Annotated in this window: 17 protein-coding genes; 3 read left to right on the top strand and 14 right to left on the bottom strand. The window is 44.1% G+C overall.

Going from position 1 to position 24,936, the window contains the following annotated elements:
* The 7 genes from kdpA to KFE26_RS05270 form a co-directional block, all read right to left on the bottom strand.
* Positions 1 to 1,725: a potassium-transporting ATPase subunit KdpA gene (gene kdpA / locus KFE26_RS05300; RefSeq protein WP_131525162.1), complete on the bottom strand. Its 1,725-nt coding sequence runs from the start codon at positions 1,723 to 1,725 to the stop codon at positions 1 to 3.
* Positions 1,726 to 1,733: 8 nt separating this feature from the next.
* Positions 1,734 to 1,814 (bottom strand): potassium-transporting ATPase subunit F, encoded by an 81-nt coding sequence (locus tag KFE26_RS24390; RefSeq protein ID WP_105252297.1) that lies wholly within the window; start codon positions 1,812 to 1,814, stop codon positions 1,734 to 1,736.
* Positions 1,815 to 2,039: 225 nt separating this feature from the next.
* Positions 2,040 to 3,038, bottom strand: coding sequence for an FAD:protein FMN transferase (locus KFE26_RS05290; RefSeq protein ID WP_212599846.1), 999 nt, complete (start codon positions 3,036 to 3,038; stop codon positions 2,040 to 2,042).
* Between the two features lie 52 nt (positions 3,039 to 3,090).
* Positions 3,091 to 4,572, bottom strand: a complete 1,482-nt coding sequence (locus KFE26_RS05285; RefSeq protein ID WP_212599845.1) for a TrkH family potassium uptake protein — start codon at positions 4,570 to 4,572, stop codon at positions 3,091 to 3,093.
* Between the two features lie 652 nt (positions 4,573 to 5,224).
* Complete coding sequence (locus KFE26_RS05280; RefSeq protein ID WP_212599844.1) at positions 5,225 to 6,385, bottom strand: PLP-dependent aspartate aminotransferase family protein; 1,161 nt, start codon at positions 6,383 to 6,385, stop codon at positions 5,225 to 5,227.
* 18 nt (positions 6,386 to 6,403) lie between these two features.
* Positions 6,404 to 7,408 (bottom strand): isopenicillin N synthase family oxygenase, encoded by a 1,005-nt coding sequence (locus tag KFE26_RS05275; RefSeq protein WP_212599843.1) that lies wholly within the window; start codon positions 7,406 to 7,408, stop codon positions 6,404 to 6,406.
* 387 nt (positions 7,409 to 7,795) lie between these two features.
* Complete coding sequence (locus tag KFE26_RS05270; RefSeq protein WP_168824061.1) at positions 7,796 to 8,827, bottom strand: isoaspartyl peptidase/L-asparaginase family protein; 1,032 nt, start codon at positions 8,825 to 8,827, stop codon at positions 7,796 to 7,798.
* A gap of 120 nt (positions 8,828 to 8,947) precedes the next feature.
* Here KFE26_RS05270 and KFE26_RS05265 point away from each other — a divergent pair, with 120 nt between their 5' ends.
* Positions 8,948 to 10,798 carry an autotransporter assembly complex family protein gene (locus KFE26_RS05265; RefSeq protein WP_028760161.1) on the top strand — a complete coding sequence of 617 codons (1,851 nt, stop codon included), beginning with the start codon at positions 8,948 to 8,950 and terminating at the stop codon, positions 10,796 to 10,798.
* Positions 10,795 to 14,784 (top strand): translocation/assembly module TamB domain-containing protein, encoded by a 3,990-nt coding sequence (locus KFE26_RS05260; protein WP_212599842.1) that lies wholly within the window; start codon positions 10,795 to 10,797, stop codon positions 14,782 to 14,784. The genes KFE26_RS05265 and KFE26_RS05260 overlap by 4 nt, the downstream gene beginning before the upstream one ends.
* Positions 14,785 to 14,975: 191 nt before the next feature.
* Here KFE26_RS05260 and rplY read toward each other — a convergent pair whose 3' ends face one another.
* Positions 14,976 to 15,263: a 50S ribosomal protein L25 gene (gene rplY / locus KFE26_RS05255; protein WP_028760163.1), complete on the bottom strand. Its 288-nt coding sequence runs from the start codon at positions 15,261 to 15,263 to the stop codon at positions 14,976 to 14,978.
* A gap of 303 nt (positions 15,264 to 15,566) precedes the next feature.
* Between rplY and KFE26_RS05250 the strand changes: the two genes are divergently transcribed.
* Positions 15,567 to 15,998 carry a hypothetical protein gene (locus tag KFE26_RS05250; protein WP_028760164.1) on the top strand — a complete coding sequence of 144 codons (432 nt, stop codon included), beginning with the start codon at positions 15,567 to 15,569 and terminating at the stop codon, positions 15,996 to 15,998.
* Here the strand turns inward: KFE26_RS05250 and KFE26_RS05245 are convergent.
* From KFE26_RS05245 to KFE26_RS05220, 6 genes are all read right to left on the bottom strand, one after another.
* A complete protein-coding gene (locus KFE26_RS05245; RefSeq protein WP_028760165.1) occupies positions 15,949 to 16,497 on the bottom strand; it encodes a DUF882 domain-containing protein in 549 nt (182 codons plus the stop codon). The genes KFE26_RS05250 and KFE26_RS05245 overlap by 50 nt on opposite strands.
* Positions 16,498 to 16,651: 154 nt before the next feature.
* Positions 16,652 to 18,130 (bottom strand): L,D-transpeptidase family protein, encoded by a 1,479-nt coding sequence (locus KFE26_RS05240; protein ID WP_173248646.1) that lies wholly within the window; start codon positions 18,128 to 18,130, stop codon positions 16,652 to 16,654.
* A gap of 324 nt (positions 18,131 to 18,454) precedes the next feature.
* Positions 18,455 to 20,638, bottom strand: coding sequence for a glucans biosynthesis glucosyltransferase MdoH (gene mdoH / locus KFE26_RS05235; RefSeq protein ID WP_173245230.1), 2,184 nt, complete (start codon positions 20,636 to 20,638; stop codon positions 18,455 to 18,457).
* 23 nt (positions 20,639 to 20,661) lie between these two features.
* Complete coding sequence (locus KFE26_RS05230; protein ID WP_049821716.1) at positions 20,662 to 22,290, bottom strand: glucan biosynthesis protein G; 1,629 nt, start codon at positions 22,288 to 22,290, stop codon at positions 20,662 to 20,664.
* A gap of 490 nt (positions 22,291 to 22,780) precedes the next feature.
* On the bottom strand, positions 22,781 to 24,178 hold the full coding sequence (locus KFE26_RS05225) for an ATP-binding protein (RefSeq protein WP_173245233.1): 1,398 nt from the start codon (positions 24,176 to 24,178) through the stop codon (positions 22,781 to 22,783).
* Between the two features lie 84 nt (positions 24,179 to 24,262).
* Positions 24,263 to 24,922, bottom strand: a complete 660-nt coding sequence (locus KFE26_RS05220; protein ID WP_173245236.1) for a response regulator transcription factor — start codon at positions 24,920 to 24,922, stop codon at positions 24,263 to 24,265.
* Positions 24,923 to 24,936 lie beyond the last annotated feature (14 nt).

The following is a 24,936-nucleotide window of genomic DNA, read 5'->3' as shown; positions in this document are numbered from 1 at the left end:
CTATTTCTCCAGACTCATAGTGGCAAGTTCTAAAGCTTCGCCAATAGGCCCTAATACCGCCGCAGGTAAGAAAGACAGGAAGTTAATGATTAAAATCACAGCAATAAGGGTGAAACAAAAGGTGGGACTCTCGAGCTTCAAGCTCGCGTTACTGTCGGGGCTCACTCTTTTACTCGACATCATCCCCGCAATCGCCAGCGGTAAAAACAGTGGCAAGTATCGACCAAGCAGTAAGGCGATAACGCAGCTGATATTCCACCAAGGCGTGTTATCACCTAAACCTTCAAAACCCGAACCGTTATTAGCAAAAGCGGAGGTATATTCGTAAAAGACTTGCGAAATTCCATGAAAGCCGGGGTTGCTGTTGCCCGTAATACTCGGGATAGCCACAGTGATCGCCGTCAAACCTAAGACGCACAAGGTAGGTAAAACTAATAGACTTCCCAAAAGGGTGATTTCACGGGTTTCGAGCTTACGACCAAATATCTCTGGCGTACGGCCAATCATCAATCCCGATAAGAAAACAGCAATCCACACATAAACGATAAAGTTAACAAAACCGCAGCCAATACCGCCCCATATCGCATTAAGTAACATGCCTGATCGCGTCATCAATCCCCCGATTGGATTGAAGGAATCGTGCATGGCATTGACCGAACCGTTAGAGGTTTGTGTGGTAAAAGAAGCCCATAGCGCCGAAAGCTCAGGTCCAAAGCGAACTTCTTTACCCTCCATATTAGGCCCTTGGGCGCTTAATCCCGCAAAGGCGGCGTTGGGTTGCAACTCGCTGTACACAGTTGCCCCAAGAAAACTGACGCTCAATAAACCCATAGCAACCAGAGCCATCAAGGTAAATTTTTTGCGTCTTAGCATTCCGCCCGCCATAAAGACGACGGCCATAGGGATCAGCACTAAGGCAATGGTCTCGATTGCATTACTGACTGGCGTTGGGTTTTCAAGAGGGTTACTACTGTTGGGGCCATACCAGCCCCCGCCATTAGTGCCTAACTGCTTGATGGCCACCATAGAAGCAACGGGGCCGATCGGAACGACCTGCTCAGTGATAGGTGATGCAGAATCTAAGGTGTTTACTTTTTGCGCACCGTCAAAACTACTCGGTACGCCTTGCCAAGTCAGTAACAGCGCTACAATAGCCGCTAATGGCAGCATAAGTCTGAGTACACCGCGCACTAGGTCAACATAATAGTTACCCAGATTTCGAGCCTCGCCCTCTTTGGCGCTGTCATTATTCAACCCGCCTAACATTCCCCGCAAAATCGCCACACAAACCGCCAGCGCCATGGCTGGAGTGACAAATTGCAGCGTGACAATGACAAATCCTTGGGATAGATAACTGAGCTGAGCCTGCCCGGAATAATGCTGTTGATTGGTATTGGTGAGGAATGATACCGCAGTGTGCAAAGCCAGATCCCAAGATAATGGTCCTATGCCATCGGGGTTAAGCGGTAACACATGTTGGAATTTAAGGATAAGAAACGCCAAAATGCCAAGTACCAAGTTGCTGATAAGAAACGCCGCACCATAGGATTTCCATGTCATCCCCGAATGGGCATTTACGCCTATAGCCCGATAAATCCACTTTTCAATGGGATTAAATAAACGATCTGAAAAATGGGACTGACCAGAGAAAACTCCTGTCATATAGGATCCCAACAGCCATGCGAGCCCAAGCGCAGTAGTAAAAATAAGGGTAATTTCAAACATAACGACTCCTAAAACTTATTAGGGGCAAACATTGCCACTGCTAAGTAGATGAAAAGTGCTATGGAAAGTATTAGAAATATCCAGTCCATATAATTTGTCCTTAAGAAAGTGAGTAACAGGACAAATATATGAATTAACCGCGTAAAGTCTCTAGAGTTCAAATGACTAATCCCGTAAAGAATACGTAAAAGTCATCATAATCAGTGGTAAATAAGGCCACAACAAACCATGGCATTAGCTATAAAAGTAAAATAAAAATGCCAGCTAGAAATACTAACTGGCATTAACACATAACCAAGCGATGATATCGTAGATTAATTAAGCTCTATATTTTTCATTTTATTATAGCTATCTGTCTTAATCTCTTTAAGTACACCTTTATTGTCATCAATAAATAATGCTTTTATATCATTCTGATTAGCGACGACTAATCCTTCTTGACTTCCTAAACATAATAGCGCTGTAGACCAAGCATCTGCTCTAGCCGGATCCGTTGCCAATACAGTTACAGATACTGTGTTATGGGTTACGGGTTTACCGGTTCGCGCATCAATAATATGTGAATAGCGCTGTCCTAAATGATCAAAATAATGACGATATGTACCCGATGTCATGATCGCTTGAGGAAAATCAATAAGCAGAACCTTTTGCATTGTTCGCTGTTCGGGCAATGGTTTTTCAATCGCGATTTTCCAAGCAGAACCGTCGAGCTTACTGCCGTGTACGACCATTTCGCCGCCAATCTCTACCAAATAATTATCGATATTGTATCGCTTTAGCACATCTGCAACTTTGCCTACGCTATATCCCTGTCCAATCGAAGATAAATCAAGATGTACCTCTGGCAAATCTTTAGTTAACATTTGATTATCAATACTTAAATGATGTAAGCCAACATAGGTTAATGTCTGTTGAAGTGCACTTTCTGTAGGAATAGTTAATTGATTATGGGTAAATCCCCACAAATCGAATAATGGTTTAATGGTCAAGTCATAACAACCCTCCGTTTTTGAAGTGACCTCCTTGGCTATCCCTATGAGCCCTAAAATATCATCCCCGACCGCCATAGCGGAGTGCATACTGTTAAAACGAGAAATCACTGAATCTGAACGGTAAGTAGACATATGAAGATCTATTTCTGCCAATTGCCGCTCAATCTCGCGGTTTATCTCTGTACTATTTAACTTGTCTTTACTCCAAAATGTCACATGCCAACTCGTCCCCTGCGCAAGGCCTTCTAACTTGGTATAAACTGGCGATTTCTGGCACCCTACTAGCATAATGAGTAATATACATGTTAATAACCATTTCATTTACTGACCCTCCCAGTCAATTCGACAAATCAACCATAAAATACACTTAAAATTAAAATCGCCAGAATGCCCGTGAGAAAATAATGAGTACAGGAAATATTTCTAATCGCCCAAAAAGCATAGCGACACACATCAGCCATTTAGCCGCATCTTTTAACGTGCCAAATCCAGATGCAGTGTCACCATAACCAATCCCCATATTATTAATGCACGCGGCGACGGTTCCAAAGGCGGTGGCAAAATCATGTCCAATGGCGACCAATCCCCATACAAAAACGCAAGTAAAAAATATGTACAGGAAAAATAATCCCCATACTGAACGAATGACTCTGTCTGAAACGACTTGGCCACTGATCTTTGTCGTTAAAATGGCATTAGGATGAACCAATTGATGAATTTCTCGGATCCCTTGACGGTACAAAAGTAAAAATCTGACAGCTTTAATACCGCCACAAGTAGAACCAAAGCATCCACCAAAAAAGCTCGCGCCTAATAATAAAAGCACAATATGACTGGGCCAATTAGGATAACCTGCAGAGCCTAATCCATTGTCCGTCATAACTGAAACCGTTTGAAAAAATCCATGTACCAATGAATCTTTAATATCAAAAGTTTGAGTACGATTCAGCTCTAAACAAGCGATCCCAACAACGATAGATAATATGAGGATAAAAAATCGAACCTCCGCATTATACCAAATAGGCTTGAAGCTTCGTCGAACTAACACTATGTAGTATAAGGCAAAATTGATTGCTGCCAGTATTGAAAACACACCACCCACAAGCTCAATTGCAGCACTGTTATAATATCCTAAGCTGTCACTATGTGTAGAAAACCCACCCAATGAAACGGTAGATAGACTATGACATATGGCATTAAACCAATTCATTCCTGCAAGTTTATAAGCAACTGCACAACCTAAGGCAAGTACGCTATAAAGCCCCCATAAATTTCGAGCCGTATCCGCAAGGCGAGGCGTCATCTTTTCCTCTTTCATGGGACCTGGCATCTCAGATTGATATAATTTTGCGCCACCAATACCAAGAAATGGCATAATTGCAACGGCTAAAACAATTATCCCTAACCCACCGAGGAAATTAAGCTGTGCTCGATAAAATAAAATCGATTTGGGTAGTTCATCAATATCTGAAAAAATCGAGGCTCCAGTCGTCGTAATGCCAGACACACCTTCAAACATGGCATCGGTTAAACTCAAGTCCAATCGTCTATCAAGAAGAAAAGGTAATGCACTCATTAAGGAAAATATCAGCCAAAATAAACAAGCGACCATGAAGCCATCACGTTTTTGCAGATTTTTATTTTCCTCACTTGTCATCTTCCAACCGACCACACCAATAAAAAAGGAAAGGAGGAATGTGATTAAAAATGGAGTGATATATCCATCTTTATAAAATAATGCAACAGCCATAGGCATCAACATGGTGAAGCTATATATGACAATCAAAAAGCTACATAGATGAATTATGGTATGAAATCGAGAGCTAGATTTCTGTATTCCACTGACTGCAATCATTCCAACTCACCTTTAGATATTTATCGTGAAAGACTTAATGAATAATTTATTAGGTATCATAAAATACAAGCGCTCACGTCCTGTTCTAAAATTATATGCAATCGATAACAGAGTTAGGTTAGGAAATAGATCGTCCCCTAATACTCTTTGTTGTCGTCTAAGGTGGATTGCAAGTTGACTTATCGTCGCGACAATGGCTATGACAATAAAAGTGATTAGATTAATAAAAAAAGCCACATCTATCATTGGGAGGGAATAACAATGAATGTTAAATAAACACGAATAGCTTCAACAAATGCAGCCATATACGCATATTGAAAACAACATTGAAGTGTAATCATAACGACAACGAGTTGGAGTACAATAATAATGCTTTAGATGACCCCCTCCAAGAGGGTAGATACAAGCAAATAGCGAGTAGACACTCAGAAATAAAGCTCAACCTAACAGAGAATTTAAAAACACTTAGTTTGTCCATCAAAATGTAAGTCGTTATGTTATACAGATTTTCACTTTAACAGACGAAAACAATTCTGACGCGTAAAAAAAACGTAAAAAATTACGGAAATTAACTTTAGATAGACGAAATTAATAACATTATACGTTTGAAATCCCCAATCAATTTAACTGGGGATGGCTAGTATCAATATGCTTAAATGGCTAAGGCTTGCTCAAGATCGGCAATCAAAGCTTTAGGATCTTCGACGCCAATGCTCAATCTAATCAGGTTGTCATTCACCCCTGAAGCTAGCCGACTCGTGGCATCCATAGCGGCATGGGTGGTACTAGCGGGGTGGCAAGCAAGGCTCTCTAAGTCGCCTAAACTCACCGCTTGAGTAAACAAGTTCAAATGATCTAAAAACTGCGCAGCTCGGTTAAAGCCCCCTTCGAGCTCAATACTCACCATACCGCCAAAGGCGTTGATGGTTTCACTCAGAACTTGATGACCTTGATCATCTGCTAGCCCTGGGTAATAAACTTTTGCAACGCTCGGATGGGTTGTAAGAAAAGCAGCGACCTTAGCCGCGCCCGCAAGATGAGCATCCATTCTAAGTGCTAAGGTACGTAAGCCTCGCTGTAATAAATAGGCTTCCTGTGGCCCAATTGCTGCGCCGATATGTTTAAGCGCTATAGTGCGAATAGGTTGCATTAATGCCTTAGGTCCAGCGACAACACCTGCAATTAAATCGCCATGGCCACTTAAATACTTAGTGGCACTGTGCATCACGATATCAATGCCATGTTCCAGCGGTTTGAATAAATACGGGGTTAAAAACGTATTATCACAAATGGTTATAGCTCCCACTTTTTCGGCGGCAAGCTTAACCTTACGGTAGTCACTGACTTTTAAGGTCGGATTGGTGATGGGCTCAAATAAAATAATTTTTGTTTCGGCGGTAATCTCTGCCAATAAATGATCATCGTCTTGATAACGGCGCACAGTAATACCCGCGCGGGTTAACGTTTGGATTAAAAATGCCGCAGTGCCACCATATACGGGGTCGATAAATGCGATTTCATCACCTTGACTCGCTAAGGCATAGAAAATACTGCTGATTGCCGCCATCCCACTCGCAACAACGAGTGCTTCATCAGCCCCTTCCAGTTGCGCTAATTGATATTCAAGCGCCTGCACTGTCGGATTCGCCATGCGACTGTAAATAAAGCCCGGTTGCTCACCTGCAAAACGGGCTCGACCATCCTCGGCACTACCGTAGGCGAAGGTGCTACTTTGATAGATAGGAGTTGTAAGAGCGCCCGTCGAGTTATCAGCGGCATAATGGGTGTGAAGTAATTTAGTTTTAAATTGCATAATAGATCCTAATAACCATTAAATGGCATGAGCGAATGAGGCGTAATGTGCTTGAGCAACGTCGGGATGAGAGCGTAAACGCCCTTTTAATACGTTCTGGCCCACTTGGTGGAAAAGAGGATTTAATGGATCGCTTGCCGGTCCTTGAGCTTGGTTCGCCAGATGCTTTGGCAAAGGTAACAAAGGAACTGTCGCATTCAACTGCGCCGCCATAAAAAAGGCACACGAGTAGCGCTCGACCCCAGCAGGCGGGCTAGTAACCCTATGGTTGGTTGCCTTTAAATACCCATTAGAAGCCAACTCAAGTAATTCACCTATATTTACCACAAAGGCATCTTCTAATGGCGGTATGCTTAACCAACCGTTGTCAGTCTGAACCTCTAAACCGGATTGCTTATCTTGCAGCACTAAGGTCAAATAGCCAGGATCTTTGTGTGCCCCTACGCCTTGGCCTGAAGTCTGTCCATCCGCGCTGGGATAGCGAATAAGCTTCATATGCTGATAAGGACCCGCTTCAATCGTGGCATCAAAGGCGCTTTCTGGCTGCTCCAGCGCAACAGCTAAAGCCCTCAATAGTGTGACACTGGTATCGGCTAAATCCTGTTGCAATGCCAATAAAGTCGATTTCATCTGTGGTAATTGTGACGGCCATTGATTAGGCCCCTGTAGCTGCCACCATATAGGCATATCAGACTGCTGAGGGTTAGCCACTTCTTCTTGCATGATATCAAACTGTTCCCGCAAGTCCGGTTTCCCTAAGGTCAATTCACCTTGCAAACGGGTATAACCGCGAAAATGCGGTGTATTAGCCATTTTCACCGCAAGTTTATCTACGACGGGCAGCGCAAAGAAATCTGCCGCTAACTGAAGTACTTGCTGCTGTCTAGCAAGCTCAATGCCGTGGCCCGTGAGATAGAAAAACCCTATTCTTCTGGCAGCATCGGCAAGCTTAGTAATAAAAGCGTTACGACGTTGTCCACCGGCATGCCAATCACTTAAATTCAATATCGGTAATTGTTCCATCAATGACTCCCATTTAATGCATTGTCTGAGCCGGATTCTATGCCTTTATGGGTCGATGGATAATGAATTAATAACTATTTGATATATCAAACAGTAATAATAGATCATTTAGATATATAGACATCTAGGCTTCTATACTGCTAGATTTGAATTTCAAAGGGTTAAACAGCGGTAATTATTATGCCAACTCAAACCGCACCACTCAGATAAACATCATAAGCCATACTGCTTAATGATATTTATCTGGTTACTTTTCAAGATATTAGTAAAATTAAGATATAAAAATAAAAGCGAGCCCACTTTTGCGGCACTCGCTTTTTAAGGTTTCGAAGTTTTAACGTTTCTAAGTCATGTCAGTTATAAACCTAGATGCTTCTACAAATGACATTATTGATCATGCCAAATCAGCACTTGGGCTGGCTCACCATTACTACGGGTGGCGCGGTACATACCTTCGGTATTAAATGGCGTAGCAATATTGCCACGCTGGTCGACTGCAATCACACCACCTGAACCGCCAGCAGTGATAAGACGTTGATTAATAACTTCATCTGCAGCCTGAATGATGGATTTTTGCTGATATTTCACCTTGGCACAAATATCCCCCGCGACGAGGTAACGGATAAAAAATTCACCATGACCCGTTGCTGATACGGCGCACACCCCGTTTTCAGCATAAGTGCCAGCACCGATGACAGGAGAGTCACCAATACGACCAAAGCGTTTTGCCGTCATACCACCGGTCGATGTACCTGCAGCTAAGTTACCCTTTTTATCTAAGGCGACAGCACCAACGGTACCAAATTTGTAATCGAGGTCCTTCATCTCAACATTAGCAACTTGTTCAGATTTAGCCGCAGCTTGCAGTTTTTGCCGTGCATCGAGTAATTGCTGATAACGCTCGTCAGTATCAAAATGATGATTTGGCACTAAAGTAAAACCTTGAGTCAGTGCAAATTCTTCTGCTCCTGCGCCCGAGAGCATCACATGCTCAGATTTATTCATCACGGCCAAGGCTAAGTCAATTGGATTGGCAATATGACGCACTCCAGCGACAGCGCCGGCATTCATCGTTTTGCCATCCATAATAGAGGCATCTAATTCATGTCCGCCGTCATAGGTATAAACCGCGCCTATACCAGCATTAAACAGAGCACTATTTTCAAGGATATTAATTGCGGTTTGTACTGCCACTAAGCTGTCACCGCCCTCCTCTAAGACTTTTGAGCCTTTATCGACCGCTTCCTTTAACTTATCTTTGTAGGCTTGGCGTTGTTCAGGGGTGAGATTAGCTTTAGAAATCGTCCCTGCGCCGCCGTGGATCGCAATGGCGAACGGTTTATCATTGGCAAAGGTGTTATGCGACATAAAAAGTAGGCCCGAAATAATTAAACTAAAGGTGGCTAATTTTGTTTTCATTCTTTACATCCCCTTAAAAAGTAGCGTCCTTTGTAACCATTTCATCGTGTAATTTCAATCATCTCCTTGCCTGTTGGTTTTATTCTGGCGACAATGATGCCAAATCACAGGGACTATAAAGTGCAGCCATTTTTGCAAATCACCTCACATTACATTCGTCTTTGCTTGTTTCTGAGTCTGATTTCAGTCACATCAGTCGCGGCAGCAGATGATTTTATCAAATTATCTGTTACAGGCGTGAATGAAGCGCTTCGAAGCAACATAGTTGCTCACTTAGGCGCTTTACCTGAATCTGAGGTGCAGCGCCGTGCCTTTTTGTTTAATGTCGATGACAATATCAGCACCGCCTTAGAATCCATGGGCTACTATCACGGTGAAGTAGAAGAAAAGCTGATTGAGCATGACAAGGGACCGTGGGAATTAAAACTTGAAATCAGCCCCGGCGAGCCAACCATTGTTCAGTGGGTCGATATTAATTTTAGTGGTGAAATGCTTGATGACCGAGCTTTCGATCAATGGCTCGCAAAGGTCAACATTAAACCCGGCGATGTGTTAAATCACGGTGTTTACAGCGACGTAAAATCGCAACTGGTCACCTTAGCTTTAGCACGAGGTTACTTCGATGGCGAATTTACTGAATCACAAATTAAAGTTAACCGCGATATTAATACCGCACAGGTAAGTTTGCATTTTGATTCAGGCAAACGTTACCGATTTGGCCAAGTCAGTTTCGATGGCCATAACTTAGAACCCGATATATTAGAGGATCTTATCCCCTTTAAAGAAGGTGCTTCATACTCAACTCGCCGCGTAAGCGCCCTGAATCGTCAGTTATTAGATACTGGTTATTTCGCCAATATCAAAGTGATCCCGCAAATCGATAACGTCGAAGATAACCATATTCCAATGCGAGTCGAATTAACGCCTAAGGCAAGTCACGCAATTGAACTCGGCTTTGGTGGTGATATTGGCAAAACAGATCAAGCCTTTGATCCGAGGGTGCGCGTGACTTGGCGTACACCACAAATCAATAAATATGGGCATTCCCAAGAAACCAGTCTCGAATGGTCGCCCGATAGACCAAAGTTATTAACCACTTATACGATTCCGCTCACACATCCTTTAGACGATCAATTGAAGATCCGCCTCGGTTTGCTGCGGGACAAATACGGTGTGACTCAAGTATATGACGCCGAGAATCGTGATTTTAGTAACACAGGCCAGCTCGAGTCGACTAAGTACCTTCTGGGACTATTACGTCAGCAAAGACTAGAAAATCAATGGCTAATGAGTTATTCGTTGGAGGCCATACGCGAAGAATATACTCAGTCTGACGTCGATTATATGCCGTCGTTTTATCTGGCAGGAATTAACTTTTCTCGGACTAGCCGGGGGGATAACTCACTGGATCCTAAATCCGGGTTTAGACAAATTTACAGCCTAGACTATGCCGATCCCTATTTAGGATCAGAAACCCGCCTAGCCCGCTTGCAAGCTAAATTTAAATGGATTGATACCTTCTTCGATAACCACAGAATCGTCGCTCGTATTGATTTAGCCGCCAACTTAGCTAACGAGAATGATCTTGCCTCTATCCCACCATCACTACGCTATTTTGCCGGTGGCGATCAGAGTGTGCGCGGCTATGGTTATCAAGAACTCGGCCCCTATTTAGACTATGTTGCTGACGATGGAAAAACCAATCGCGAGGTTATCGGTGGCCGCTATTTAATGGTTGGTAGTTTGGAATATCAATATTATGTGACCCCCACTTGGCGGGTCGGCACATTTATCGATGCGGGTAACGCCTTCGATAATAATCAATTTGAACCTGTCGTCTCTGTCGGTGGCGGTATCCATTGGATCTCCCCGATTGGTCCAATCAAATTAGATTTAGGGGTCGGATTGAAAGAAACTGAGACCATTGAAAGATCATGGCGAATTCACCTAACCATGGGGACAGATCTATGAGCCAGCCCCCAGAGCATAATAAGCCAAACGAACAAGATATCGTTGATAATCCCATCATTGAAGCCAATGAAGCCGAAGCCACTGAAACCATAGTGACCTCTGTCACCCCATCGATGTCATTCATTCAAAGACTGTGGCGGCAGTTCAAACTCTGGACTCGGATTATTATCTATGTGCCATTAGGGCTTTTAGTGTTAATCGCCCTATTACTCGGCACTGAATTTGGCTCGCGCATTAGCGTGGGTTTAGCCGATCAATTTGTACCCGATCTTGAACTGACTTATACCTCTGGTTCCATTAACAAAGACTTAGCCCTATCTCACGCGGCTTGGTCTATGGCCGGAATGAACGTGCAACTTGAGGATCTGCATTTACTGTGGCAGCCCGCCTGTTTACTGCAAAAACGCTTATGCGTGAATAGCTTATCTGCGGCTAAAGTCGATGTCACTATTGATACCCTAGCGCTTTCTGCAGACTCAAACGAAGCGCCAGTCGCGCCACTTGATGAAGAACCCAGCGAGCTCCTATTACCCTTTGATATTGTTTTAGATTCTGCTGAACTCAATGGTGTTAATATCCAAGTGGATGATATGCAATTTACCGCTAATCGTCTTAACGCAGAAGCACAATGGTTTACCGAAGGTTTGTCGGTTAAACAGCTATCCAGCGAAGGATTATTCATACTGATCCCTGCATCAACCGATGTAGCAACACAAACTAGCACGGCAGCGGTAACGAATGCAGCAAATCCCAGCACTGCTACGAATACTACACCTACACCATCGGCCAGTCCGTCGCTAACAAAAGAGGCTGAATGGGCTTTAGCACAATTGCCACAAGTATTTATGCCTTTCCCTGTGACGGTCAATGCCTTAACGCTAGACAACACCACACTGCAAATCGGCGATCGTAAAGATGTTTTTAGCCATGCAGAACTACAAGGCAGTTTCCGTGAATACCAATTGACCTTAGACCATCTTGCCATCAGCCACACCGATGGCAGCGTCGATATCACTGGCAGCCTAACACTTGATAAAGATTATCCACTCGATTTAGAGGCAAATCTCACCCTTAACCAACTAGTCGAATTGCCAGATCTCACTCATCAAGTATTAACGTTAAAGCTGAGCCAAAGTTTAGGGCAACTTCAGGTGAATGCCGTCGCCAAGGGCGATGCCGACTTTACACTAGATGGCCAAATAACACTGCAAGACCCTAACCTGCCCTACAAGGTGAAACTTGAACAAACACGGCTTCAGTGGCCACTGAAGAACCCTGAATACTCGGTAAGCAATGCCACACTCGATAGCCAAGGCGACCTTAATCGGCAAGAGGCGAGTCTTACTGGCCAACTGATCACACCCTTTCACAAAGTGCTCGACATAAACACTGACATCCAACATCAAGATGCTAAGTTAACCATCAATAATCTTGATGTAATGGGCGCGATTGGTAAGGTCAAGCTCACGGGCGAACTCGATTATCAAAAAGCCATTAGCTGGAACGCCAATCTCTGGATCAATGACGTCAAATTACAAGAAATACAGCTGCCACAAACGGATACAGCGCAAAGTACAACGGGTTTACCGGACAGTTTGATTTCAGGAAAATTACGCACTAAAGGCTCATTTGCAGACCCCCGTTGGCAAGTATCCCTGAGCGATACTGAGCTCACTGGCACTTTGCAAGGTTATCCCTTCGACATTACAGGGGATATCAGTGTGAATGACTCCCTGTATGTCAGTGCTAAGGGGCTGAACGCCAAAGTACTAGGTTCAACTCTGGCACTCAAAGGCGAAGCCAATGCCAATTGGGATCTCCAAGGTGAATTACAAGTGCCCGACTTTGGCCTATGGTTACCTAAGGCCAGCGGCCAACTACAAGCGCAGATCAATGTCACTGGTGACGAGAAACACCCCCAGGTCGAGCTTACAGCGCAGCTGGCAGAACTTTACTATCAAAACATTAAACTGCAGGAATCTAATTTAAAGGCCTATTACAAGCCGCTAGATCAACATGAGTTTGCTATCTCGCTAAAATCAAAAACCTTGCAGATTGCAGAACAAAATTTAGATACAGTGACACTCGGGGCGAAAGGTACCATTAACGCTCAAAAACTCACTCTCAACGCCACGGGCGATCTTGGGCTCGATGCAACGATGAGCAGCCAATACGATGTGAAGAAGTCACGACTACAGCTCGATGTTGATCGTTTAAATCTCAACACGCCCGTAGGCCTATGGCTGCTCGATAACACCATTAATCTGGCTTGGGACCAAATCAAAAATCAAGGCAGCATTACGCCCTTTTGCCTCATGAATCCCAATAGCCGTATCTGCCTAAACAGTAATACACCAATAGGTAAAAAAGGCAGCGCACAGGTGAGCTACTCAGGTAATCCAGGGCAATTACTTGTCCCAATATTACCAACGAATATGCGTTGGAACGGCCCTGCATCGCTATTAGCCAATGTTGCATGGGCTGCTGGCCGTAAGCCTACTGCCGATGTGAACTTTGATTTTGCTCCCGGCAGCATTATGCTCAAACGGGATAAAAATCGTGAAGTCACCATTAATTACCAAAACCTGTCATTAAAAGCGACCTTAGATGCAAAACGGCTGGCGACGGTTTTAGATTTTGAATCAGAAGGCGTGGCCAGTTGGCAGAGTGAGATTAACGTCAATGTCACACCCGATCGCACCCTGTCAGGTTATGCCAATATCAAGCAAATCAACTTGCAGCCACTTGGAGAGTTTTTTCCTCAATTAAATACAGTGCAAGGTTTGCTGACGAGTCAACTTAACTTTGCGGGTAGTCTAGATGCGCCCGAAGTATCGGGGAGCATGGCCTTAACTGAGGGCGCCTTAGCCCTAACAGCAAACCCAACATTAATCGACAAAATTGACATGTCGATGTCATTTGCGGGTCAACAAGCGCAGCTTAAGGGACGCTGGATGATGGGCAATGGTTTAGGCAGAGTGAATGGTCAACTGCAATGGCCCCAAGGTCAATTTAGTGGCGAGTTAGCCCTCGAAGGCGATAAGCTCGCCGTGATCCAACCGCCACTGGCTATTCTCGATGTCTCCCCCGATATAAACTTAACCTTCAACAGTAAGCAACTGGCAGTAAAAGGAAAAATAGCGGTGCCTTCTGGCAACATTAAAATTGTGCCATTAGCGGAAGGCGGTGTCGCAGCCTCCGAAGACGTGGTATTTGACGACTCCATTGCCGCCACTCAGCCTAAAACTAGCCCCTACGCCATCGTTGCAGATCTGAATATCAGTGTGGGTAACGAACTCAGAATTGATGGTATGGGCCTCAAAGGTAAACTCCAAGGAACCTTAAAGCTACAGCAGCAAGCTTTCCGTCCTCCTTTGCTCTTCGGTAATATCAAAGTCAATCAAGGTAGCTACAAGTTTATGGGCCAAACCCTAAAAATCCGTACTGGTGAAGTGCAATTTGTGGGGCCAACGTCATTACCAAACCTGAATATTGAAGCGATACGGGAAATTAAGACTGAAGACTTAGTGGCAGGTGTACGCGTCACAGGCACGCCATCACGCCCAGTGGTGACCTTATTCTCCAATCCCGCCAAAGAGCAAGCCGAAATATTGTCTTACATTATCAAAGGCAGTGGCTTTAACAGCGCCAACAATGAGCAAAATAACTCGCTGATGATGGGGGCGGCACTCGGTTTAGGCTCACAAGTGGGCGGCGGCGCAATTAACAACTTAGGGAATACCGCGACAGGACTCATTGAAGAGTTTGGTTTCTCTAACGTGCAACTCGACACTAATGATGAAGGGCGTGTGGCGATCAGTGGCTTTATCGGCGATAACTTAATGGTGAAATACGGAGTAGGTGTATTTAACCCTGGTTACGAAATGACCGTCAGGTATTACTTGCTCTCACAACTCTATCTAGAAACCGTGTCAGGCACTTTAGGCCAATCACTTGATATCTATTACAACTTCAATATCAAGTAACCATATGAATAATAAGATATTGACACTAAAAAATTAGCATCCAATCACTCTAGCCAAACAATCTCAAAATACGAGTTACAGTATGTTGAGGTTGTTTGGGTAAAGCCTAAGTGTCTACCCATAAATACAAACAACTAAAAATCAGCCACAAAAAAAGCGCCCTTAGGCGCTTTTTGCTTCAGTTACGACAATTAAGCGTAAACGAAGTCAACATGTTCAATGATTGGCTTGAACACGTGGCGTTGCATAGCTTGTGCACGAACACCCACTTCTTTACCATCAACAACGATAGTCAGAGTAGAAGTGTAGAAGTCAGCATTAGCTTGAATGTTAATGATATCTTTGTGATCAAAAACAATAGAAACTGGCTCTTTGCCTTGGCCATAAATAACAGCAGGTACTTTACCAGCATGGCGTAGGCGGCGGCTCGAACCTTTCCCTATTTCAGTGCGGGTTTGTGCTTGGATAGTGTAAGACATGTGTTTCTCACTTAAATTTAGAGTAAAAAGTTGCCGGCATTTTCGACCAATGACGGCTCATATAAAGCGCGCGAATACTAACATAGATACCCAAGGCGCACAAGAATACCGCAAGCCCTCTATTTATCGGCGTCAGCGTTAGCAAAACAGACCGCTATTTATCAAATTGAGGAACTTGTATCTTGGCTGTTACGGCAGAGAAAAGGCTTTGATCTCAAACAAAAAACACGAGATCTAGATCACACTGGGAAATTGAGAAGCCTGTTAAGCTCGGGCAAATTTCGATAACTGCTGTGTCAAAAAATGCGTCATGCGCTATACCAGTTACAACAAGAAAATAGACTTTCATGCCAACTGGCCCGTGAACTCGTCTCTCTTATCGAAACCGTTCCTTATCAGCAAAATACCCTCGAATTAAAATTCTTAGAATTGCTTGCCTGCACCCAACAAAAAAACCGCAGCTTGATCTTACTTATGCAAATTATTGAGTCCGTCGATATTGAGTCGCAGAGGCAAAGACAATATCAATTTTCACAACGTCTCAGCCTATTGATCTGTGATTGGCAACAACATAGAGAAATGAACAAACTCAATCAACAATTTATCCCGCTGCTCAGACATTACTTGATCGAATCGCAAGCTTTGGAACAAGATTTTTATCAGCAGATCCAACAACAGATCATTGCTACCAGTGCCTTACCGGACCACAATCGACGTGCACAAAACCAGAATTAGGATAATAACCCACACCACCGAGTTTCAGGGATAAAGCCGCTTCTCTGAGGGTTTTTAGTTTAACGCTAGGGATCGCTATGTCCATCGCCATGCCGCGCATGTGATAACTCTTCTTAGCAACTCCGCCACTGTGGCTCACGAGCATGGCATTAGTTTTTGGTGAACGGTAACCGGAAATCACATGGATTTCATCGTTGGTATTCAAGGTTGTTTTGAGCGAGTGGAGTAAATCAAATAAGCGCTTATCCATAGGCGCTGCCACATTCTGACGATGATCCCGCAGCAAATGATTAAAATTGTCTAACACCTTGCTCTGATAATGACCATCTACCCAATAACTACCGTCATCGCGCTCGCCAGTATGACGATTAAACAAACTTAACTCGCGGATCCCTTTGGTTGAACGGCTGGCAACTGCTTTTGAGGGAATAAAGGAACATAATGCCACACCACTAAGGCCTAACAATAACTGCCTACGGGCAGGACATATTAAAGTCACATGATCACCTTTTGTATGCTTTTTGGTCACTAGTAAGGCAAATTATACTGAATAAGCCCTAAGATCAAGTTTTGCCAACCCCCTTCTGAGCAGGATTTCAAAATGCCAAGCGAGTTCAGATGCTTATCTTGCTCAGCTTTACAGCACAAAAACGTTAATGTTGTTCCAAAACCGTGGCAGGCACAGCATTCGTCAGCTCAGGTTCCAAATGATAAATATCGCGACGGTATTGCTCCTGCCCACTATCGTCTAACCATGCAGTCCAGTAAACCAGATGCACGGGTAACTTTTCGGAAAGTGAAAACCACTGAGGTTCAGTAATACCAGGGGCTAACTTGTCCCATAAACGTTTGTCTTTTACTAAATGCTCTTTAAACCACTGGGCTAATTCAGTGGCTTTTTCAATACGAATACACCCAGATGATAGTGCCCTATCGTCCTTTTTAAAGAGACTTGGCTCAGAAGTTCCATGTAAATAGACACTGAAACTGTTATCAAAGTGAAACTTATATTTACCTAATGCATTCTTCGCCCCAGGGCGTTGTACAAGCTGATAGGGAAACGAAGCGCTGGCTAAGGCCTGCCATTCCTCTGGCATGCGTTGCACCCGTTGACCGTTATAATCGTATACATCAAATTGACGTTCATTAAGATAATGACCATTTCGCTGAATTTGCGGCAGAATGTCCCGCCGTAAAATGCTGCTAGGCACTCGCCAACTAGGGTTAAGCACCACGCTAGAAATCTGACTGTCCAAAATCGGGGTTTGCCGAGAAGATTTACCCACAATGACCTTGGAACTTAACACTGGCGTACCATTATCGACCAACGTCATCTCAAAAGCGGGCACATTAATCAGCAAATAACTCGGCTCTAATTTACGTTCAAACACTCTTTGTCGAATAGTGTTTTTAGCTAATAATACCGCCCTCGCCCTTGGCGATTGGTTCACCCAAAATAAGGTCTGCTTACCTATCACCCCGTCCTGTTTTAGCCCATGCCTTTGCTGAAAGCGCTTAATGCCAATCATAAGTTCTTCGGTATAAACTTGATTCACTCTAAACTCAGTGGCTAAGTCTCCCAATATCCACACACGCTTTGCTATGGTATCAACGATTTGATGACTCATTCCTAAGGTTAACTTTTCATCTAGCACTAAAGTTTCCCATGGTTCAATTGTGTCCAATTGCACTAAATGAGCGATTTGCTTAAGCACCCTTTGATATTGGGGATCCTCTGGAATAACGGATGAAACCGTCTCTGGGGCACCAGCGTTGTTACATTCAACGGATGTCATCACATAATGCCAGTAACCGGTAACATCAGCTTGGATTCGTACTAAATCAGCAGTAGATAAGGTATTAGGAGAAAGCGTTAAGTCACGATAATGCTGGCCAAATACCGGATTAACGCCCGCGAGATCCAATAGCATCACCTGTGGCACTAAGGCCGCAAGCGGCAGCACAGCAGTAAGATCTTCAGCTTTACCCTCAAGATTTGGCTGTGCAGCAATACTCGAATTTGATGTTAAGGATTGAGCGCCATCAGTTGCACTTACCTTTGGCACTAAAATTATTGGAATACAGAAATAAAGGCTGAGTAATAGTTGCGCGAGATTACGCCTCGTCGGCATAGGGTTAATCTGCAATGCTTTCAAGTTCGCGATGTGGAACTCCTGCTCTATCAATTTGAGTTCTCTCACGTTTAGCGTTACACGCATGGATGGGGGCAAATAGCGAATGATCTTTTTCAATATCATAAATACTCCCTTAGCTATTTTTAAGGTCACCTGAGAGCCAGCGGGTATATCAATCAACAACACTATGATATGACTATTCCATGGAGATCAATTAATTACTAGGGGTTAACTCCAGATAATGAAAAGAAAAATGCCACTGAGATCGTCAGTGGCATTGATATCAAACAAACTCGCATAAATATGCTGATCAAGTGTTCGTTAGCAAAAAGACACCAGATCTTCTTCGACAAATTGCTCTGGTAATTTCTGTAGGCTACGTAACATCAAAGGATTTGCCAACACCATCGCCATTTCTTGACGATTGAGTAAAGCTAATGCGCTCTGTTGACAACGAGCTTCATGCACCTTCACATGCACTATGGCTTCCATCGCTTCAATTGGTGTACCCGCAGCACGCAAAGGCTGTTTATCCACCATGGCTAAATGCAATTCCATCAACGCAGGGTCTTTAAGTACCTGTGCTAAGGTCCAAGGCTCAGCAATGTGTCTTTGGTAAGCGGCGCGCGCTTCTTGCGCTTGCAGACAAATTTGCGCAGGGTTACGTTCTTCTGGTGTTGCAAGAATACCGGCACGCTTGAACACTTCGCCAATTTTGACTGAACCTGTCCATGCCGAAATTGGCACAGCAATCCACAGACCGATCAACGCCGGACTCATCCAAGCTAACAAAGTCAAAGAATCCAAAATTGCCGCATAACCTAACATCACACCTGCCAGCATATGCCAGCGGTGACGATAGATTAACGTCATCCAAGGCATACTGCCGTCATCACGACGTTGCGGCGACCAACCACTGTCCCGCCCCATCAGAATTGACATCACAGCACCACAATGGATAAACATCATGATAGGTGCAATCAGCGCTGAAAGTATGACCTCAAAGATCACACTGAATATCGCTTTAATTCGACCACCAACACTGCGAGCAAACTCACCGTCTTTAAGCAGCAACAAGACACCAAATACTTTAGGGCCAAACAAAACCCCCATAGTAATGTAGAACAATCTTAATGCCCTATCCGAGTCCATGATGGGCCAAGTCGGGAACAGTGAAAATTGATCGGTGAAATATTCAGGTCGAATAAAGTGTGCCTGCAAAGCCAACATCAAACCGGTCAAAATCAACATCAACCAGAAAGGAGATGACAAATAAGCCATGATACCCGTCAGTAAATGTAAACGGCTTACCCAGTGCAAACCTTTAGTCGGCAAAATACGCGAATGCTGCAAGTTACCTTGGCACCAGCGGCGATCACGCACGGCTAAGTCGATAATCGACGGTGGACATTCTTCGTATGAACCCGGTAAATCATAAGCAATAACCACACTCCAGCCCGCACGGCGGATCAGCGCAGCTTCAACAAAGTCATGGCTCATGATATGACCACCAAAAGGTGGCTTACCCTTAAGGTTGGGTAATCCCGCTGCGGTCATAAAGGCTTCGGTGCGGATAATGGCGTTGTGGCCCCAGAAGTTACCTTCTTTTTGTACCCACCAGCCTAACCCGGTACCAATTACCGGACCATAAATACGCGCCGCAAATTGCTGTAAACGGGCCATTAAAGTGGTGCCATTGATCAACGACGGAATCGTTTGGATCAAACCCGCATCAGGATCGGCCTGCATGCGCTGAGCTAAGCCAGTGATGGTTGAAGACTCCATCAAACTGTCGGCATCAAGCACTAACAAGTGATCATAACGCGACCCCCAACGACGGCAAAAATCGGCTACGTTACCCGCTTTACGGGCGACGTTTTTACGACGGCGACGGTAATACACCCGCGAATGCTTATGGGTTTCTTGACGTAACACCAGAAACGCCTGCTCTTCGAGTAAAGCAATATCGGGATCAGTAGTATCACTTAAGATAAACCAATCAAAAGCATGACCGTGACCCGTTTGCGACAAGGTTTCAGCCATCACTGAAACCGCCGAGAATACCCTATCAGGAGATTCGTTATAGGTCGGCATCAAAATCGCGGTTCGCGTATGCAGTTCAGTCACTTGCAAATCTTTTGCCCGCGGTTTTCGCAGTAAAATTAAAAAACCTGCAATACCGCTACAAAACGCCAAAGCAATCCAGCAGAAGTTAACCGCAAACAGCACTAGCACTAAATATTCCAGAGGAGTAATTCCGCCAATGCTAAATACCGCCCCCATTTCATAGATAGCAAACAAAGATAATAATAAAGCCCCACCCACCACAAACACACGACGGTAGGTACGCGAGCGTACCCCATCAGCCACAGTGCTACGGCGAGGGAATCCCACTGGCATCTTACTTAAATTTTGGGGTTCCATAGCGCCAGGCCGTTCATTTGGCATAGCACTACCACCCACGAGGACTTCCGTCTCGAGTACCGAGTTATCGGATACAGTCATATCATGTTGCTCCGTCATGAACCTTACAGCGTCCAGCGATAGAGCCAGGTTTCAACCTGACGAGGAGTTGGGAACTTAAGTTCAGCGCGCAGTTCGATAAGATCTTTATCTTCTGGCTCTAATTCAAAAGCTAAGCGATAGCCATTTTTAGCGGCATTACGGGCAATCACCACATTCGTGACCACACCACCAGAAGCTTCAACTTTAGCGACTGGCATTTCATCTGTCATCGGACCTTCAACTTGATAGTCGACCACAAATAAACGTCTTGGAGTCGCCTTAGCAATATCGGCACGACCACTGGCAGAGCGAGAAATATGTACGGCACCGACTTTCGCAGCAGGTTCTTCACCCCAACTCATGCGATAGGCAAAATGAAATTCACCGCCAGCAGGAATAGGCTGACGTGGTTTCCAATAACTAACAATGTTGTCATGAATTTCAGACTCTGTCGGAATTTCAGTCAACACCACTGAACCTTGCCCCCAATTACCCACAGGCTCAATCCATAGGCTTGGGCGACGTTCGTAATGGGCTTCTAAATCTTGATATGACGCATAGTCACGCTCACGTTGGATCAGACCAAATCCCTGAGGCGAGTTGTCAGAAAACGCACTGACTTGTAACTGACGTGGATTAGCCAATGGGCGCCATAAATGCTCACCACGACCATTTAACATCAATAAACCATCAGAATCATGTACTTCAGGTCTAAAATCATCGGTGTCGTGACGACCATTGAGTGAATGTAAGAACATGCTAGTGCTTGGTGCTAAACCGACTTTGCTCAGCTCAACTCGAGGAAACAGTGTCGCTTCTACATCAATCAAGGTGTTATCACCGGGACGGACAGAGAAAGTATAGGCACCTGCTACGCTTGGGCTATCTAACAAGGCATGCACAACAATCAAGTTGCTGTCATTGTGTGGACGCTCAACCCAGAAGGCGCGAAATATCGGGAATTCTTCCCCTTCAGCGTCAGCCGTTTTTAACGCCAAACCGCGGGAAGATAAGCCATAGGCGTTACCTTTACCTAAAGCACGAAAATAACTCGCACCTTGGAATACCATAAGCTCGTCAAATACACCGTTCGTATTCAATTGGTTATGAATACGGAATCCTGAGTAGCCAATGTCATCATTTGGTAGCGCTTGAGTAATCACTTCACCTGCGGTGAAATATTTAGGCTCATAGGCTAAGTGCGTTGCATTCTGACCTTCTACAATCGCAATCTCGATCAGATCTTGAAAATAGAAACCACGGTGGAACATTTGCATTTGAAATGGCACACCCTGATCACGCCAAATAGACGCAGTCGGGTTAAAACGAATATCTCTGTACTCATCGTATGACAGTTTAGCAAGGCCAGCTGGCAAAGGATCTTTGAGGGTCACATAAGGTTTCGCTGCCAAACGTTTTGCAATCTTCACGACAGTTTCGCTATCAAAAGCGCCTGTCTTAGTGAATCTGATTTGATTTTTTGTACTGGGCTGAGAAATCACTTTCGGTGGAGTAACCACAGGAACTGCCTCGGCGGGTTTTGTCTCTTCAGCGTACGCGACACCAGACAGGGCGACTACAGCGCCTAGCGTCAGTGAACATATGAGTGACGAATAAGGTTTGGACGATGGGCAACGCAACAAGCTAACCATAGATAGGTAACCTAAAAAATAAACTAAGAAATCAATGTTTTTTATGTATACAGTGAATTTTTTTCACTCTGATTTAGGGATGAAAAAAAACAGTTGCTTACATATCGCGAAAGATATCAGAAGGAGAAAAAAACTCATAAATAAAGATGCAGTTAACCCCTTCTACACAATACTATTTGAGAATAAGCTTATACCAAAAATGAATATTAAAATAACATTATCATGCTTATTTCTGTTTTCAAAGTTACAAAAACAAATTAAGTGATCCAAATGCTACATTATTGAAAGTAAAATGAGCCTTTTTACGCCTCAACTAAGTGTTGATGATCTTAGATGAAATATCACAATAAGCGAATCAATCCGTTGGTAAGCCTAAGGATTAACACTAAGACAGCAGGAAAATTCAAAATTTTACCCGCTTAAATGTATCAAAACAACTGAGCTGATGTCACTGAAACTGCGGATCTATTTTAACATTTCATTGCCTGAACTATTTTGGCAAAAAAAGTGTCACAGATAATCCACCTTGATCCCTAGGCGCAATCACTAAACGACCTTGGTGCAATTCTATGATGTGATAGCAGATAGACAAACCTAATCCCGCGCCTATGCCTTCATTTTCATTCACACGATAAAAACGTTCTGTCGCATTGGCAATCTGCGGCTCTGTCATGCCTTGGCCTCGATCAGCGACACAAATACAGATTTCATCATCCAAAGCATGGGCCGACACTGAAATTTCCGATTCCTGTGGGCTGTATTTACAGGCATTTTCGATAATATTCTTCAGTACAAGTAGCAAATAAAAACGATCACAGGTCACCGTTAGATTGGATGCGATATCGATATTCCATTCATAATCGGTGATTTGTGGCATTAATTGATTAAGCGCATCTTCGACCATAGGCAAAATGGCGTGGGATGACACATTAAGCTCATTAATCGAGTCCACCCTTGCTAATACGAGTAATTGTTCAACGGTATGACTCATGTGCACGACGCCAGCATCTATCGCAGCTAAATGGAATTTCTGCTGCGGATCATCATCAATCAGACTCTCTAAGCCATGTTGATGTAATTTAATCACAGATAATGGCGTTTTAAGCTCATGGGCCGCATCGGCGCTAAAACGACGCTCACGGGCGATAAATCGCGCGATACTATTGATATATAAGTTCAATGCGCGCCGAACAGGAACTAATTCTTTAGGCAATGACATAGTCAACGGGGTCAAATCGTTGGGCGCCCGTCCAATTAATTCTCTTTCAAAGGTTTTTAATGGCCGAAACAAGAGATAAAACAAGAAGCTAACAATAATTAATGTTAAAGGCACTACCATCAAGGGCACGATAACGGCATTATGCATGATTTGCGATACAAGCTCTTGGCGTACTTCATCCTGTTGAGCAGTGACAATCCAAACATGATTTTTAACCGAAAAAAAACTGAACACATGCCAGAGTTCTCCTTCGAACACTTTCTTATGATAACCCTGTACGAATCGACTGATAGGTTGATGACCAATATTATCCGATAAAACTAAGGCTTCACCCGCCTCACTCCAGATTTGAAACGCCAATTTATGCTCATAGGCCAGTTTCAGCGCATCGGCCTTTTCGGCAAAGGAACTGATCTGGCTATCGGGAACGTGGAGCACTTGGGGTATGACGAGATCCTGAGCTGTTGCATTGGGCTCAGTATGATAGAACAACTCCAACATTTTAGCGGTTTGGAGCATTTGCGCATCGAAGAGTTCTTCTATTTGATGCTTAGAATCCCGAGTACTCAACCAACTAGACACAGCGACGGATACTGAAATACCTGACAAAATTAATAATGTCAGTACCAAACGCAGTGAATACACATCTAGCCCCTTTAATCGAATCACTTCTTTTTCCTAACGACTATGCTTCAAGTCATCACTGCGTTATCAGTACCCACAAACGTGGAGCTTGTCATTTAACTCTTCAAATTAATTTATTTCAATCAAGGTATAGCCTATTCCACGCACGGTTTTGATTAATTCATTGGCAAGTTTTTTGCGCAGATGGTGGATATGCACTTCTATTGAATTACTGCCGACTTCATCCCAGCCATAGGTTAACTGTTCTAACTGACTGCGGGTCAATACACGCCCTGCCGACTGAGCGAGTTCGAGCAGTAATTGAAATTCACGCCGTGAAAGCAGCACATTTTGATCGCGAAAGGTCACTTCACGGGTATTTAAATCGATACACAAAGCACCAATAATCAAAATGTTGTGATCGAGCCCATACTGACGTCTGACGATAGCACGAATACGCGCGGCTAATTCACGCACATCAAAAGGTTTACCGAGATAATCATCGGCGCCCATGTCTAAACATTCGAGCTTAGTGTCAAAATCCGTATTAGCGGTCAGGACTATTGTGGGAATTGACACGCCCTGCTGACGCCAAGCTTTAAGCAACTCTTTACCATTACCGTCAGGCAATCCCAGATCGAGTACTATGGCACTGAAGCTTTCATTTTTAACCCCCAGCAAGGCTTGCTGATAACTATTAAGGTGATCAACTTGCATGCCCAGCTTTGCCAAACTCAAGCAAATCCCTTGGGCTAATAACTCATTGTCTTCAACCAACATAATACGCATTCAATGTCCTTAAC

It is taken from the genome of Shewanella sp. M16 (genome assembly GCF_018224605.1).
GTDB lineage: Bacteria > Pseudomonadota > Gammaproteobacteria > Enterobacterales > Shewanellaceae > Shewanella > Shewanella oncorhynchi.
Note: the sequence above shows the minus strand (reverse complement) of the source record. Positions and strands in the feature narration are given on the sequence as shown.